Source organism: Pseudomonas entomophila, from assembly GCF_029478665.1.
GTDB classification, from domain to species: domain Bacteria; phylum Pseudomonadota; class Gammaproteobacteria; order Pseudomonadales; family Pseudomonadaceae; genus Aquipseudomonas; species Aquipseudomonas entomophila_F.
In genome coordinates, this window is record NZ_JARPQB010000054.1 from 1 (window position 1) to 15,141 (window position 15,141).

15 protein-coding genes are annotated in these 15,141 nt (G+C 64.4%); 6 read left to right on the forward strand and 9 right to left on the reverse strand.

Annotated features, from left to right (window positions below):
• Positions 1-253: 253 nt before the first annotated feature.
• Positions 254-1,135 (forward strand): formate/nitrite transporter family protein, encoded by an 882-nt coding sequence (locus tag P5705_RS22205; protein WP_277463015.1) that lies wholly within the window; start codon positions 254-256, stop codon positions 1,133-1,135.
• Here P5705_RS22205 and P5705_RS22210 read toward each other — a convergent pair.
• On the reverse strand, positions 1,132-2,226 hold the full coding sequence (locus tag P5705_RS22210) for an MBL fold metallo-hydrolase (protein ID WP_277463016.1): 1,095 nt from the start codon (positions 2,224-2,226) through the stop codon (positions 1,132-1,134). The genes P5705_RS22205 and P5705_RS22210 overlap by 4 nt on opposite strands.
• A gap of 126 nt (positions 2,227-2,352) precedes the next feature.
• Here P5705_RS22210 and P5705_RS22215 point away from each other — a divergent pair, with 126 nt between their 5' ends.
• Both P5705_RS22215 and P5705_RS22220 read left to right on the forward strand, forming a co-directional pair.
• Positions 2,353-3,429 (forward strand): diguanylate cyclase, encoded by a 1,077-nt coding sequence (locus tag P5705_RS22215; protein WP_277463018.1) that lies wholly within the window; start codon positions 2,353-2,355, stop codon positions 3,427-3,429.
• 51 nt (positions 3,430-3,480) lie between these two features.
• Positions 3,481-6,063: a bifunctional diguanylate cyclase/phosphodiesterase gene (locus tag P5705_RS22220; RefSeq protein WP_277463019.1), complete on the forward strand. Its 2,583-nt coding sequence runs from the start codon at positions 3,481-3,483 to the stop codon at positions 6,061-6,063.
• A gap of 11 nt (positions 6,064-6,074) precedes the next feature.
• On the opposite strand, the gene P5705_RS22225 is transcribed toward P5705_RS22220, so the two are convergent.
• Entirely contained in the window at positions 6,075-6,401 is a 327-nt protein-coding gene (locus P5705_RS22225) for a DUF2025 family protein (RefSeq protein WP_277463020.1), read from the reverse strand.
• 187 nt (positions 6,402-6,588) lie between these two features.
• On the opposite strand from P5705_RS22225, the gene P5705_RS22230 reads away from it, so the two are divergent.
• The gene (locus P5705_RS22230) at positions 6,589-7,803 is read left to right on the forward strand and encodes a GAF domain-containing sensor histidine kinase (RefSeq protein WP_277463021.1); all 1,215 of its coding nucleotides are present in this window, start codon (positions 6,589-6,591) and stop codon (positions 7,801-7,803) included.
• On the opposite strand, the gene P5705_RS22235 is transcribed toward P5705_RS22230, so the two are convergent.
• On the reverse strand, positions 7,742-8,659 hold the full coding sequence (locus P5705_RS22235) for a LysR family transcriptional regulator (protein WP_277463022.1): 918 nt from the start codon (positions 8,657-8,659) through the stop codon (positions 7,742-7,744). The two genes, P5705_RS22230 and P5705_RS22235, sit on opposite strands and share 62 nt — an antisense overlap.
• 119 nt (positions 8,660-8,778) lie before the next feature.
• Between P5705_RS22235 and P5705_RS22240 the strand changes: the two genes are divergently transcribed.
• Positions 8,779-9,537, forward strand: coding sequence for an SDR family NAD(P)-dependent oxidoreductase (locus P5705_RS22240; RefSeq protein ID WP_277463023.1), 759 nt, complete (start codon positions 8,779-8,781; stop codon positions 9,535-9,537).
• A 4-nt stretch (positions 9,538-9,541) separates the two neighbouring features.
• On the opposite strand, the gene P5705_RS22245 is transcribed toward P5705_RS22240, so the two are convergent.
• Positions 9,542-10,321, reverse strand: a complete 780-nt coding sequence (locus P5705_RS22245) for a LysR family transcriptional regulator (RefSeq protein WP_277463024.1) — start codon at positions 10,319-10,321, stop codon at positions 9,542-9,544.
• A gap of 101 nt (positions 10,322-10,422) precedes the next feature.
• On the opposite strand from P5705_RS22245, the gene P5705_RS22250 reads away from it, so the two are divergent.
• The gene (locus P5705_RS22250; protein WP_277463025.1) at positions 10,423-11,151 is read left to right on the forward strand and encodes an SDR family oxidoreductase; all 729 of its coding nucleotides are present in this window, start codon (positions 10,423-10,425) and stop codon (positions 11,149-11,151) included.
• Positions 11,152-11,374: 223 nt separating this feature from the next.
• On the opposite strand, the gene P5705_RS22255 is transcribed toward P5705_RS22250, so the two are convergent.
• From P5705_RS22255 to P5705_RS22275, 5 genes are all read right to left on the reverse strand, one after another.
• A complete protein-coding gene (locus P5705_RS22255; RefSeq protein WP_277463026.1) occupies positions 11,375-12,244 on the reverse strand; it encodes an efflux RND transporter periplasmic adaptor subunit in 870 nt (289 codons plus the stop codon).
• 11 nt (positions 12,245-12,255) lie between these two features.
• Complete coding sequence (locus P5705_RS22260; protein WP_277463027.1) at positions 12,256-12,462, reverse strand: DUF1656 domain-containing protein; 207 nt, start codon at positions 12,460-12,462, stop codon at positions 12,256-12,258.
• Positions 12,449-14,437, reverse strand: a complete 1,989-nt coding sequence (locus tag P5705_RS22265) for an FUSC family protein (protein WP_277463028.1) — start codon at positions 14,435-14,437, stop codon at positions 12,449-12,451. Before P5705_RS22265 ends, P5705_RS22260 begins: the two co-directional genes overlap by 14 nt.
• Before the next feature lie 257 nt (positions 14,438-14,694).
• Positions 14,695-14,811, reverse strand: coding sequence for a cytochrome c oxidase subunit CcoM (ccoM, locus tag P5705_RS22270; RefSeq protein WP_011532604.1), 117 nt, complete (start codon positions 14,809-14,811; stop codon positions 14,695-14,697).
• Between the two features lie 135 nt (positions 14,812-14,946).
• A complete protein-coding gene (locus P5705_RS22275) occupies positions 14,947-15,105 on the reverse strand; it encodes a hypothetical protein (protein WP_248918991.1) in 159 nt (52 codons plus the stop codon).
• Positions 15,106-15,141 lie beyond the last annotated feature (36 nt).

Below are 15,141 nucleotides of genomic sequence, written 5' to 3' on the forward strand. Positions count from 1 at the left end.
GCTAACCTCATTTCGTGTCAAGCGTTATTTTCGAAGTTTTTCGAAGCCGTTTATTTAAAAACACCTTCAACCTCAACAACTTACCGCTTGCCTCGTTGCGTTCAACGCTGCGAGGAGGCGAATAATACGCGGTTTGAATTCAGAGTCAACACCTTGATCTAAAAAACTTTAAATCACCGCTTGGCGGCCGCCTGGCAACTATTCGCCACAGCCTCTGCTCTGTAGAGAAACACCCAAGCGGAGCACCAGGGCCATGAGCGATGCACAAAGTGAAAAGACCCCAGGGCTGTCGGCGGATGAGGAGCAGGAAGTCAGCCAGAACCAGCCACCCAGGGCGGCGGTGCTGCACGAGATCATCCGTTACCAGGGCGATCAGGAACTGGAACGTACCCTTGCCGCCCTTTGGTGGTCGGCGCTGGCGGCCGGCCTGACCATGGGCCTGTCACTGATGGCCATGGGACTGTTCTATGCGCGCCTGCCGGAAGGTGACAACGCCCAGGTGATCGCCAGCCTGGGTTATGCCGCCGGCTTTCTCGCGGTCATCCTGGCCCGCCAGCAATTGTTCACCGAAAACACCCTGACCGCCGTCCTGCCAGTTATGACCACCCCCACCCTGGCCAACCTTGGGCGCTTGTTGCGCCTATGGAGCATCGTCCTGCTGGGGAACCTGGCGGGCACGCTGCTGGTAGCCTGGGTAATGCTCGAGCTGCCGATCTTCGATGGCAAGACCGATGCCGCGTTCCTGGAAGTGGGGCGCAAGGTGATGGAGAACAACAGTTTCCAGATGTTCGCCAAAGGCATCGTCTCGGGCTGGATGATCGCGACCATGGTCTGGATGATCCCGTCCATGGAGCACGCCAAGATCTGGATCATCCTGATGATCACCTACCTGATGGCCCTGGGCGATTTCACTCATATAGTAGTGGGCTCGGTAGAGGTGTCCTACCTGGTCTGGGCCGGCGAGCAGACCTGGCGCGCATTCTGGCTGGACTTCGCCCTGCCCACCCTGGCCGGCAACATCATGGGTGGTAGTTTCATCTTCGCCCTGATCAGCCACGCCCAGGTACGCAGTGACAGCGGCAAGCCGCCCTCGAAGCTGTTAAAGGATGCAAAACCATCGAGAACGGACAGCTAGCGTACCGCGATTGCCCGTTCAGCCGCCCTGCCCTGCTGCGGTAAAGGCCATGGCCGCCACCAGTTCTGCCCTGGATGGGGGGAGTCGAGGCTGACCCGCTCCCCCATCTGGGGTGTGCTCAGTTGCACCTGCCCGGCATTGGCCAAGGCGAGGATACGCTCGAAAGGCTCCTGCCAGCTGTGGATAGAGAGATCGAACGTGCCGTTATGGATGGGCAGCAGCCAACGCCCACGCAAATCCAGATGCGCCTGCAGGCTTTGCTCCGGCTGCATGTGCACGCTTGGCCAGGCCACGTTATAGGCACCGGTTTCGATCAGGGTCAGGTCGAACGGCCCATAGCGCTCGCCGATTTCCCGGAAGCCCGCGAAATATCCGGTATCGCCACTGAAGAATAGCCGCAGGTCTTCGTCAATCATTACCCAGGACGCCCACAGTCGACGATTGCTGTCGAACAGTCCACGCCCGGAAAAATGCTGCGCCGGGGTGGCCACGAAGCGCACGCCCTCGACCTCGGTCTCCTGCCACCAGTCCAACTGCCGAACTTTGGCGGGCGGCACTCCCCATTCGACCAGCAGCTCGCCCACGCCCAGCGGCGCGAGGAAATGGTCGGTGCGAGGCGCCAGGCGGCGAATGGCCTGTTCGTCGAGGTGGTCGAAATGGTCATGGGAAAGAATGACCGCCGCCAGCGGCGGCAGGTCATCGAGCGCCAATGGCGGCGCATGGAAACGCAAGGGCCCGGCCCACTGCACCGGCGAGGCGCGTTCGGCGAACACCGGGTCGGTAATGAAGAAGCGGCCGCGCAACTTGAGCAATACGGTGGAGTGCCCCAGGCGCCAAAGGCTATGGTCCGGGGCGTCGAGCACCTGCTGGCGGGTCATGGGCTGCAGGCTCAGCGCCGAACCCGGGCGGGTTTCGGGCGGTTTGCGCAGTACCAGGTACTTGAAGCCGATGCGCAGCTTCTTGAGCACGCCATCCTTGGGCAACGCGACCTGGTTGTGAAAACGTCCATCCCGATGCGGTGCCGACTCGCCGGCAGGGGTAGCCATGGGGACCATGAGCAGGAACACTCCGAGCAAGAGGAAAGCCTTCATGTTACTCCACAGGGGTCGGATCTACCGTGAATTGGCTTGCAAGGTCATTTTTCGCCGATGAACGATTGTTCAACAATATTCACACGACTTATGCGATAAACGGCGCCTCACAGAAGAACGACAACCATGATCGACAACCGCAGCGGCAAGGGGCTTTCTTTCGTCAGGCGCATCTATCTGCCGCGGATCATCGGCCTGGGCATCGGCCTGTTCTGTGTGATGGCCGCCGTCGCACCGCTGGCGATGCCGCACTGGGCCTGGGTGCTGTTGTTGTTCAACGGCCTGGCGTGGCCGCACGTGGCCTTTCAATGGGCACTGCGCTCGGCCACCCCCTACCAGGCCGAACAGCGCAACCTGCTGATCGATTCGTTCATGGGCGGTTTCTGGACCGCGGCCATGCATTTCAATCCGCTGCCCACTGTCACCATCCTGTCGATGATGACCATGAACAACGTCGCCGCCGGTGGCAAGCGTCTGCTGCTGCGCGGCCTGCTTGCCCAGGCCTGCGGCATGCTGCTGGCCAGCGCCCTGCTGGGCAGCGGTTATCAGCCACAGGCCACGCAGTTGCAGGTGTTCGCCTGCCTGCCCATGCTCACGCTCTACCCGCTGGCCCTGGGCTGGGTGTGCTACCAGCTGGCAATCAAGCTCTCCGAGCACAAACGCCGCCTGAGCGCCCTGAGCCGCACCGACAGCCTCACCGGCCTGCTCAACCATGGTTCGTGGAAGGACCTGCTGCTGCTCAAGTTCCAGATCTGCCAGCAGCAGCAACTGCCGGCGGTCATCGCCCTGATCGATATCGACCATTTCAAGACCATCAACGACACCTACGGCCATGTGGTCGGCGACTGCGTGCTGCGCCAACTCAGCCAGGAACTCAAGCGCAGCCTGCGCGATGACGACCTGGCCGGGCGCTACGGTGGCGACGAGTTCTGCGTGATCCTCCCCGGCACGCAAGAAGCCCACGCTTGCCAGGCCATGGAACGCCTGCGCGAACGCGTGGGTGACTACCGCAACCCGCAACTGCCGGACCTGCGCATCAGCTTGAGCATCGGCCTGGCGGCATTCCACCCAGGCCTGCCCACCCCGGAGCATTGGCTGGCGGAGGCCGACCGGGCGCTGTACGCGGCCAAACACCAGGGGCGAGATCAGGTCAATTTCGCCCGCGGCGGCGTCACGGCGCTCAGGCTGGCCTATCCTGAGTGAATCTTCCCCCAGGCTCGGGCGGAAGAAGGCTGTCGAAGGAGTCGCCCGTACATGGACAGGAACGCCGACCTTTCACCCTCCACACCCACCTCGCGGCTGCAGATGCGTCGCCTGGTCAGTGGTTTCTGTGCCGTGTTCGGCCTGGCTTGCCTGATAGCCCTGGGCGCCTTGTTCAACATCGCCGCCACCCTCGACCGGCAGGAGCGCGAGCGCAGTACCTTCCACGCCACCCAGGCGCTGGAGCAACGGTTGCTGGCCTCGCGTCAGTTTCTTTCCAGCTATGCCGTCTGGGATGCCGCCTACGAACACTTGGTTGGCAAGGTCGACTGGCAATGGGCCTATGACGAGAAGAATGTCGGCGAATCGCTTTACAGCGCCAGCGGCTACGAAGGCGTGTTCGTGGCCGAAGACACCGCCACCACTTATGCGCTGTTCAAGGGCAAACCCACCCACTCGCCTGTCGGCGCCTACCTCGATATCGCACCGGCTCCGCTGATCGCCGAGGCGCGCCAGGCCGCTCCGGCACGTGAACAGGTCACTCACTTCATTCGTTTCAACGGCTGGCCAGCGGTGCTCAGCGCTGCGGCAATACGGCCCGACAAAGAAGTGACCGAGGGCGAAGTCAGTCAGGCGCCCGTGATGCTGTTCATCGACCAGTTGACCGAAGCCAAGCTCGCCCGCCTGGGCGAAGGCGCGGGACTGGCCAGGATGCGCCTGGAAAAGAATGTCGGTGAGGCACCCGGGCAGCCGCACATCGACCTGGGCGAAACCGGCTACCACCTGGCCTGGGATAGCCCCCAGCCAGGCCGCCAGCTGCTTTGGGCGGTGCTGCCGCCCTTGCTTGGCGTGCTGCTGATCATGGGTTTGGTGCTGGTCTATCTGTTCCGTCACGCTTTGCGCAGTTCCCACGCCATCGACCAGAGCCTGCTGCGCCTGCAGCAAAGCAACCAGGCCCTGGAGGCCAGCGAACAGCGGTTCCGGGCCGTCGCCGAGGCGGCGTCCGACTGGATCTGGGAAACCGACCGGCACCATCGGCTGACGTACCTGTCGCAACGCTTCGTCAAAGTCACCGGCTACCCGGTCGAGCACTGGCTGGGGCAGCCACTCAACCAGTTGCTGGCCTGTGACACCACGCCCTTGCTGCCCTGGCTGGACAGCCAGGCCGACAGCGATGCGCAACAACTGGCCAACTTGCGCTGCAACTACGACGATGCCACCGGGCAGAATCGCTATTGCCGCGTCTCGGCGCGTTCGATCGTGTTCGATGGCAAGCTCGCCGGGTTCCGCGGCACCGCCAGCGACATCACCGACGAGGTCGCCGCCCATGCCCGTATCCAGCACCTGTCGATGCACGATGCCCTGACCGGCCTTGCCAACCGCAACAAACTGTCGCGCCATCTGGAGCAGGCGCTGCTGCGTGGCAGCGACTCGCCACCACTGACCTTGCTGCTGCTCGACCTGGACAGCTTCAAGCCAATCAACGACTCCCTCGGCCACCCTGCTGGCGACGCGGTGCTGCAGGAAGTCGCCAACCGCCTGCGCGATACCACCCGCGACGATGACCTGGTCGCCCGCCTGGGCGGCGACGAATTTGTCGTGGTGCTGCACGGCCTGGACACCCGCACCGAGATCGACCGCTTCTGCGCCCGCCTGCTCGACCTGCTGCAGCAACCGATCAGCTACGAGGAGCATCAGTTGCATATCGGCGCCAGCATCGGTGTCGCCCAGACTCGGGTCCAGGGCTACGATGCCGGCGAACTGATCCGCTGCGCCGATATCGCCCTCTATCAAGCCAAGGCCGACGGCAAGAACACCTGGCGCTACTTCTCGTCGGAGATGAACCAGCAGATCCAGTACCGTCGCCAGTTGGAAAACGACCTGCGCCGAGCCATCAAGCAACACGAGTTCGTGCTCCACTACCAACCGCGCTATCGCCTGGACGACCTGCACATCGTCTCGGTCGAGGCCTTGCTGCGCTGGCAGCACCCGCAGGAGGGGCTGCTGGGGCCGGACACTTTCATCCCGTTGGCCGAGCAGAGCGACCTGATCGTGCCCCTGGGTCGCTGGGTGCTGGCAGAGGCCTGCCGCAATGCCCGCGACTGGCCAGAAGAATTGCTGGTGTCGGTCAACCTTTCACCCGCGCAGTTCTCCCGCAGCGACGTGGTCGCCGATGTACGCCAGGTGTTGCTGGAAACAGGCTTCCCAGCCCAGCGCCTGGAGCTTGAGATCACCGAGAACGTCATGCTCAACGATATCGAAGGTGCCCTGGGCACCATGCTCGCGCTCAAGGAGCTGGGCGTGCGCCTGAACATGGATGATTTCGGTACCGGCTATTCGTCACTGGGCTACCTGCGCACCTACCCGTTCGACAGCATCAAGATCGACAAGCGCTTCATCGCCGGGCTGAACAGCCAGAGCGGTAATGACAAGGCGGTGGTTCAGGCCATCATCAACCTCGGCCAGGCCATGGGCCTGACCGTCACCGCCGAGGGGGTGGAGACCGAGCAGCAGCTCCAGGCACTGGGCAAGGAGAATTGCCACGAAGTGCAGGGGTACTACCTGAGCAGGCCGGTGGACCGTGAAGGCTTCGAAGCGCTGTTGTCGGCGCGGGACGTGCGCCAGGGTGTCTCCTGAGGCAACGGCGCCTACCTGGCGATGGGGCTGCGCTCGGCAACGATTTCCGGCAGGTCGGTACGCCGCAGGTAGATGCGCAATGGCTCGCGGATGTTCAGGCGGTCGTCCACATGCTGGCCGAACAGCAGCGCCAGGCGCTCGCGACACAGGGCCATGCGCAGGTCGCCCTCGGCGCGCCAGACGAATTCGCTGCACGGAGTGATGCTGTCGTCGGCCACATCCAGGCCAAACGAGTCTTCGGAAAAACGCACGATATGAGTGCCACGCTTGCCGTGGAAACCGACGAAACCCTTGAGCTGGTCGGCAGCGTTGCAGATGTCCTGGGACGTGATGGCCATGACGTAACCTCGCAAAGAAATTCGGAAGTGACGCACGCCGGGCTTGGGCGGTCGCCTCTGGCGGGCAACGCGCAAGTGCCAGCCTAACGCAACTGCGAGACTGTTCGCCAAGGTTTTTCATTCGCTTTTCACAAGCCCGCTAAACTGGATCATGGCCCCTTTTACCAGCATCAACTCCGGACCTTTCATGACCCAGGCCGTCAACACCGACATCGCCATCATCGGCCGTATCAATGCGGTGCCCGCCATTCTCCAGGTGATCTGCGAGACCACCGGCCTGCGCTTTGCCGCGGTGGCGCGGGTGACCGAGAACAGCTGGACGGCCTGCGCCGTGCTCGACACCCTGGGCTTTGGCCTGGACGTGGGCGGCGAACTCGACGTGACCACCACGCTGTGCCACGAAATCCGCAGCACCCGCCAGACCATCGTGATCGACAAAGCCAGCGAGGACGAGCAGTACTGCCGGCACCACACACCACGCCACTACCGCTTCGAGAGCTATATCTCGGTGCCGGTGCTACGCACCGACGGCAGCTTCTTCGGCACCATCTGCGCCCTTGACCCCAACCCCACCGCACTCAAAGGCACGGCCATCCAGCCAATGATGGAATCCTTCGCACGCCTGCTGGCGATCCAGATCGAGAGCGAGGAGAACGCTCAACGCACCGAGCAAGCCCTCCAGAAAGAGCGGGCCATGGCCGAAGTGCGTGAACAGTTCATCGCCGTGCTGGGGCACGACCTGCGCAACCCACTGTTCGCCATCACCGCCGGCGCCGAACTGCTGAGCCAGCGCCTGCAGGACGAAAAACAGCTGCTGATCGCCCAGCACATCCTGACCTGCGGCCAACGTGCCACCCAGCTTGTGCGCGATGTCCTGGACTTCGCCCGTGGGCGTCTTGGCGCCGGCATCGCACTCAACCTGCAACCCTGCCACGACCTGCGCGAGGCCCTGAGCCATGTCGCCTCGGAGTTGCAGCGGGTGCACCCGCAACGGCGCATCGACCTGCAGGTCGGCGAAATCGATGGGCTTTACTGCGACCGCGAGCGGATCACGCAACTGCTGTCGAACCTGATTGCCAACGCCCTGGCCCATGGCGCGCCAGACAGTCCGGTGACCGTGCGCGCCAGCATCGAGGCCCGCACCTTCAACCTCAGCGTGCACAACCAAGGCACGCCGATCCCGGCCCAGACCTTGCCGCTGCTGTTCCAGCCTTTCACTCGCCCGATGTCCGACACACCGCAGCAAGGCCTGGGATTGGGCTTGTACATTGCCAGCCAGATCGCCCTGGCCCACGGCGGGCATATGGAAGTGGCGTCCAGCGTGCAGGGCGGGACCTTGTTCAGCTTGCGCCTGCCACTGAATCGACCTGGGGCTCCAGCAACACCGCCAGCCAGTTCATGAAGGCCTGGACCCGCCGCGGCACATGGCGTTGCCGGGCGTACAGCAGCGAAACCGGCATCGCTGGCGCCTGCCAGGGCTCGAGCACCGACACCAGCTCGCCCCGGCGCAAGTGTTCATCCACCCCGACCAGCGGCACCTGGATCAAGCCAAGGCCGGCCAGGCTGGCTGCGGAGTAAGCCTCGGCGTTGTTGACCGTGACCACGCCGCCCATGGCCTGGAAACGCCGTTCGCCGTCCTGCTCGTACTCGAAACCCGGGCTGCGGGCCCCCAACGTGCGCACGTAATGGACCAGGCGATGGTCGGCGAGGTCCGACAGGTTTCGCGGCATACCGTGGCGCTCCAGGTACGCGGGACTGGCGCAATTGCACATGCTCAGGCGGCCAACCGGGCGAGCCACCACGTCCAGGTCGCCCAGGGCGCCGATCCGCATCACACAATCGAACCCCTCGCGCAGCAGGTCGACCTGGCGGTCGGTGCAGCTGATTTCCACCTCCAGGCGCGGGAAACGCTCGAGAAACCCTGGCAGGGCCGGCACGATGACCCGCCGCGCCATCATGGTCGGCAGGTCGATGCGCAGGCGCCCGGCCAGCTCGGCATCGTCGGCGCGGAACAGGCTTTCGATCTCGTCCATGCCCGACAGCAGGTCCTTGCCGCGCTCGTACAACAACGCGCCATCCTGGGTCACCTGCACGCGGCGGGTCGTGCGATTGAACAGGCGGGTGCCGAGCAGGTTCTCCAGCGCCCGCACCTGCTCGGAGACAGTCGAGCGCGGCAGCCCGAGGCTTTCGCCAGCCTGGGTGAAACTGCACAGTTCGCAGACCCTCACGAAGGTGCGCAAAAGCTCCAACTTGTTCATCGAAGGTTCCAGTTGTCCAGAATTTACGAACAGTATTTCCGGATTCCCTGGATTTAACAGCACCTAGCCGATCAATAACCTGTCGCCAACAGCCACCGTCCTACCACGAGGTCACCGCAATGACTCGCAAGATCGCCTTGATCACTGGCGCCAGCCGCGGCCTGGGCCGCAATGCCGCCGAACACCTCGCCGCCCGCGGCATCGATATCATCGGCACCTACCACAGCAAGGCCGACGAAGCCCAGGCCGTGGCCGCAAGGCTGGAACAGGCTGGCGTGCGCGCGGCCATGTTGCAGCTGGACGTCAGCGACAGTGCCAGCTTCGCCACCTTCATCAAGCACCTGGGGGCCACCCTCGAGCAGCAGTTTGCTCGCCGTCAGCTGGACTTCCTGGTGAACAACGCCGGCATCGGCCTGAATGCGCCGTTCAGCGAAACCAGCGAGGCGCAGTTCGACCAGTTGCTGAATATCCAGCTCAAGGGTCCATTCTTCCTGACCCAACGCCTGTTGCCCTTGATTGCCGACGGTGGTCGCATCGTCAATATTTCCACCGGCCTGACCCGCTTCGCCCTGCCCGGCTATGCCGCCTATGCGGCGATGAAGGGCGCGATGGAAGTGCTGACCCGCTACCAGGCCAAGGAGTTGGGCCCACGCGGCATCCGCGTGAACATTCTTGCGCCGGGAGCCATCGAGACCGACTTCGGCGGTGGCGTGGTGCGTGACAACGCGCAAGTCAACGACTTCATCGCCGGGAACACCGCACTCGGGCGGGTAGGGCTGCCCGATGACATCGGCGCGGCCGTCGCTTTGTTGCTGGAAGAGGGCAATGGCTGGATCACCGGGCAGCGCCTGGAGGTCTCCGGCGGCATGTTCCTCTGATCGGTCAAGACCCCATGAGTGCCTGGTGCAAACTGGCCAACGCCGGCAGCGCCAGGGCCTGGGTGGTCAGGCACAGACCGATCCGGCGGCGCAACGCCAACCCCGGAGCAGGTTGCCAGTAGACCCCGGGATGCCGTTCGACCAGTGACTGGGGAAGCCACGCCGCCCCCAGGCCAGCCGCGACCATGATCAGGGCCTGCTGCAGCGAGCCGGCCTGCCCGACCTGCTCCCCCTCGTCATAGAGGCTCATCAACCGCTGGTGCGAGGGGTGCTGCGGGCAGGTGATCCAGCGTCCGTCCGCCTGGCTGCCCGTGGCCATCGCCAGGACAAAGGCCTCTTCCCACAGCGGCAGGAACAGTTCGTCCTCGCAACGCTGGGCCTCATCGGCCAGCCGCGCGTCACCGTCGCACCCCTCGAGCAAGGTCAACTGCAACCCGGCCACGGCCTGGCTGGCCAGGCGTAGACATGCCTCGAGTTGGGCCGGAGCGATATCCGCCTCGATGCCCAAGGTCAAGGGCACCCGTTCCTGCCCCTGGCGAAAACGCAGGCGCAATGCGTCGGCTTCGGCCACCATGCGGCAGGCCAGGGGGTAGAGTTCGCGGGCCTGCTCGCTGACTTCGACGCCACGGGCCTGGCGCAGGAACAGTTCGGCGCCCAGGTCGTCCTCCAACTGGCGAATAGTCACCGACAAGGTTGGTTGGGCCACGCACAGGCGTTGGGCGGCTACAGTGATGTTGCGTTCCTCGAATACCGCGATGAACGCCTTGAGGTGACGGATATCCATAGATAGAACCGATGCCAGCCAGAGAAATAAGCCGTTTTTCATGGGCAGGAGCGCTATCTAGAATCCCCGCCATCGAAAGCGATTATGCCTTGGAGGCCCCCATGAACAAACCACTGATCATCGTCACCGGTGCCAGCTCCGGTATCGGCGCCGCCACCGCCCGCCTGTTTTCCGCAGCGGGCCATCCCTTGCTGCTGATAGCCCGACGCCTGGAGCGCCTGGAAGCCCTGGCGCTGCCCAATGCCCTGTGCCGTGCGGTGGACATCCGTGATCGCGCCGCGCTGGTGGCGGCCGTGAAGGAAGCCGAATCCCTGCATGGGCCGGCCGACGCGCTGGTGAACAATGCCGGGGTGATGCTGCTCGGACAGATGGGCGAGCAGGATCCGGAGCAGTGGGAGCGGATGTTCGACATCAACGTGAAGGGCCTGCTCAATGGCGTGCATGCGCTGCTTGGCGGCATGATCGAGCGGCGCCATGGCACGCTGATCAATGTCAGCTCCGTGGCCGGGCGCAAGACCTTCCCCAACCATGTAGCCTATGTCGGCAGCAAGTTCGCCGTGCATGGCTTGTCGGAGAACCTGCGCGAGGAACTGGCGCTGCACAACGTGCGCGTGGTGACCATCGCCCCCGGTGCGGTGGAGACCGAGTTGCTCGGGCACACCACCGACGAAGACATCAAGCGCGGCTACGAGGCGTGGAAAGCCAACGACATGGGCGGCGTGGTGCTGAGCGCCGAGGATGTGGCCGGGGCAATCCTGTGGGCCTACCAGCAGCCGCAACAGGTGTGCATTCGCGAAATCGTGCTGGCGGCCACCGCGCAGCAGCCTTGAGGACAGTCACCGCTCCCACCCTGATCGCGCTAACTTCAAGCCTTGCGCGATACCTGTAGGAGCGGTCTTGTGCCGCGAAAGGGCCGCAAAGCGGCCCCGGCAATCTTTGCTAAATTCTGAAATCCTGGGGCTGCTACGCAGCCCTTTCGCGGCACAAGGCCGCTCCTACAGCGGCAGGCGACCTGCAAGACTGTTGGGCTTGCCCCGCGATGGGCCGTCCGACTCAGCGTTCAGACTGATCTTCATGCACCTGCACGCTGGCTGTCATCCCCGCGCTCAGGCTCACCCCCTCGGGGATCTGGTCCAACCGGATACGCACCGGAATCCGCTGCGCCAGCCGCACCCAGTTGAACGTCGGCTCCACCTCCGGCAGCAACTGCCCGTCGGGTGTCGAGTTACGGTCGGTGATCCCGCGGCTGATGCTTTCCACATGCCCCCGCATCGACTCGCCCGCGCCCATCAACCACACGTTCACCGTATCGCCAACGCGAATCCGCGGCAGCTTGGTTTCCTCGAAATAGGCCTGGATATAGAACGTGGCATCGTCCACCAGCGCCATCACCGCCTGCCCGGTATTGACGAAGTTGCCCTCGGCCAGGCGCAGGTTGGTGATATGCCCGCCACGCGGGGCGCGCACTTCGCTGCGGGCCAGGTTAATCCTGGCCACCTGCAACTGCGCCTCGGCTTCGTGCAGTTCGCCGCGGGCAACGGCGGCGTTGATCTGGGCGTTCTCGCGCAGCTCGGCACTGATCGCCTCGGTCCCCAGCGCCGTGCGCCGCGCCGCTTCGCGATCACGCAGACGCAGTTGCTGGGTGCGGGTCTCGACCACGGCGCTGGCCTGCTCGAAGGCAGCCTGGAAACGCTCGCGGTCGATGGTCATCAGCAGGTCACCGGCCTTGACCTGCTGGTTGTCACGGACCTTGAGCGCGCTGACCCAGCCCGACACATCGGGGGCGATCACCACCACGTCGGCACGCACCCGCGCATCCCGGGTCCAGGGCGTGAGCATGTAGTACTGCCAGAGCTGGTAGCCGGCGAACACGGCGAGGATCACCACGCACAGGGTGACCAGGGTACGTACGGCTGTACGCATCGAACGACTCCTTACATTGGGCCCAGCAGACGTACCACAAGGTACAGGACACAGACGAACAACGCCGCGTCGAACAACGCTTCATGCCAGATCCAGCGCCCCATGGGCGTGGCCTGGACCACCAGGCGCAGCACGCCGGTGAGCAACAGCGCCATCAACACGTAGACCAGAAACGGACTGAGCAGCACGCCGCCCAGCGCCCACTCACGCAACCCCATGGGTATCCTCCTGCCAGCGGCACCATTTGCCCCAGCTCTTGCGCAATTGCAACACCGCCCCCTCGGCCAGACGCAGCGGATCGCTGGGCGGCTGGCGACGCAGGGCTTCGATGAACTGTTCGCTGGCGGCATCCAGGCGCTGGCCGCGGCCAGGTGCCGGGCCGCTGGCGAGCACCGCTTCCAGCTGTTGCAGATACTGGCGCTCGGCGCTGCCCAGGGGGGCATTGGCCACGGCCAGGCACAGGCGCAGGTGCACCAGTTCGTCGCCAATGTCCAGGCCATGCAGGCCATCATCCCAGCGCTTGCGCTCAGCCTCAGGCAGTTCGCTGGCATGCCGCGCCAACTGCATGAGGCGATCGGCCATGCGCCCGCCAAACCAGCTGTCGGCACCGCGCAGATCGCGCCGGGTCAGTCGCACCAGGTCACCTTGGGTGGCCGCCCGCAGGCGCCGCCCCAGCCAGGCCGGATGGCGCAGCACCACCAGGCGGAAAGCCAGCACTGCGGCGCCCACCCCCACCAGCATGGCCTGGGCACTATTGAGCATGCTTGCCACGTCGAAATGCATGGCGTTGAGCGGCGCCACCAGCACGATGAAGTGCAGGCAGTAGGAGGTGGCGGTGGCGCCGATACGCGGATGGGCCATGCCCAGGGCGCCGAAGAACAGTGGCACGCCCATGCCCAGGCAAAGCATGGCGAAGCTGCTCCATTGCGGCAGCAGGATCTGCCCGACCAGGAACGCCGCCGGGATCGCCAGCAGGATGCCACGCAGGAAGCTCAAGCCGATCTGCGCGCCGTTCTCACGGCTGGCGAACAGGCTGCAGACCACGCAGGTCAACACTAGGCCACCGGGTGCGGAAGGCCAGGCGGTAGCCAACCAGAAGCTGCTCATCACCAGGAACGCCAGGGCACTGCGCGATCCGAACAACAGCGCCAACGACAGGTCGCGGTGGGCGGCCAGGCTCTGCGCGACTTCCTTCGGCGCCCTGCCCTGCTCCACATCGTCGAGGGCCTGGCTGGCGGCCATGGCGTAGTCCAGCAGCAGGGTCAGGCGTGCCAGGCAGTAGTGCTCGGCGGAGCTTATCCGTTCGTCGTGGGCCGCGTCCCAGAGGCGCTGGCGCAGCACCAGCAGGCTGGGCTGGCTGGGCGAGGCCAGCTGGGCGCGGACCTCGTCCAGCCAGGGCAACAGGTGCCGGGCTTCGGCCTCGTCGAGCTGGCGCCATTGCCGGCGCACCGAGCGCGACAGGCGCAACAGCACCATGAGTTTCTGGCTCAGGCCCTGGATCGCCCGGGCCCGCTGCCGGCCGCGACTGCCTTCGAACCAGGCGTGTTCGCGCTGGGCGTCGATGGCGACAATGCGCCCGAGGGTCTCCAGCAACCCTTTGCGCGCCTCGTCTTCACCGGCGAGCATGGCACTGGCCGCCTGCAAACCGTTCTGCCAGGCCTGGCGCGCCTGGCCGGCGAGTTGCTGTTCCACCCGCATGGGCCAGACCAGGGCACTGCTGGCGGTGGCGCAACAGATCCCCAGGCTGATCTCGGTGCAGCGGGCCACGGCCTGGTCAAACACCTGCAGCGGGTGGTCGATCGCCGGCAGGGCGATGATCGCCGCGGTGTAGCCGGCCAGTACGAAGGCATAGGCCCAGGCGCTGCGCAACTGGGTGGAGGCCGCAGTGCACAGTGCCAGCCATAGCGCCAGGGTGAGCAGGAACAGCCAGGGCGTTTGCGCGAACAGGCCGATGAACACCACCGACATGAAGGTGCCGACCAGCGTCCCGGCCAATCGGGCAAGGCCTTTCTGCACCACCATGCCCGACAGCGGCTGGGCCACGATGAACGCGGTCATCAAGGCCCAGGCGGGCTGTTCCAGCCCCCAGCGCAGCGCCAGCCACAATGCCAGGCCGCCGCCGAGCAAGGTCTTCAGGGCGAACTTGAGGGCGAGGCTGCTGGGTGCGAACAGGGCCTGGAAGGTGATGGGCACGAATCGGACCTTGCGGGGGATTGGGGTGTAGAAAGAACGATAGACAACGGGAGAGAGGATAAAGTGGAAAGCATTAATTAGCTAGCTAATCATCTTGTTGAGCGAAGCGCGTTGCTGCGCCTGGAACATCGAGCGCCGCGCAGCGGCGCATCGCGGATGAATCCGCTCCTACCCCCAACGCGTACAAAATTCCAGGCAAAAAAAATGGGCGACCGAAGTCGCCCTAAATGCCTTGCGTGCTCGTGAATCGGGAAGGATCAGCGCTGCTTGCGCTTGTTCGAATCCTTCCAGATGAAAATTCCCAGACCGGCGAAGAACGCCAACATCAGCCCGACCGTTACCACACCCGCGATAACCACGTTGTCGAAGAACATGTCGGCCCCTCCCTTGGTGTGCCGTCATCCGATGGGTGCAAGGTAACCAATGGCGGGAGGGGGGAAATTGACCGGGGTCAATGGTGCCCGGAACCGGGCACGGGAGGCGGGCGCAGGGTTGACCTGCATCAAGTTTCAGCGCTTCTTGGGTTTGCCCTTGGGCTTTTTCTTCTTGGCCGCCAGCGGCATGGCCTGCTCGAAGGCCTGGCGCATGTCGTTCAGGCGCTTGTCATTGAGGTCGTGGATGCGTTTGGCGCGTTCGGCGCCGAAGTCGATCAGGTTGTCTTGGCTCATGGCGGGCTCGACGGACAGCAGAGGCCTCAATGATGC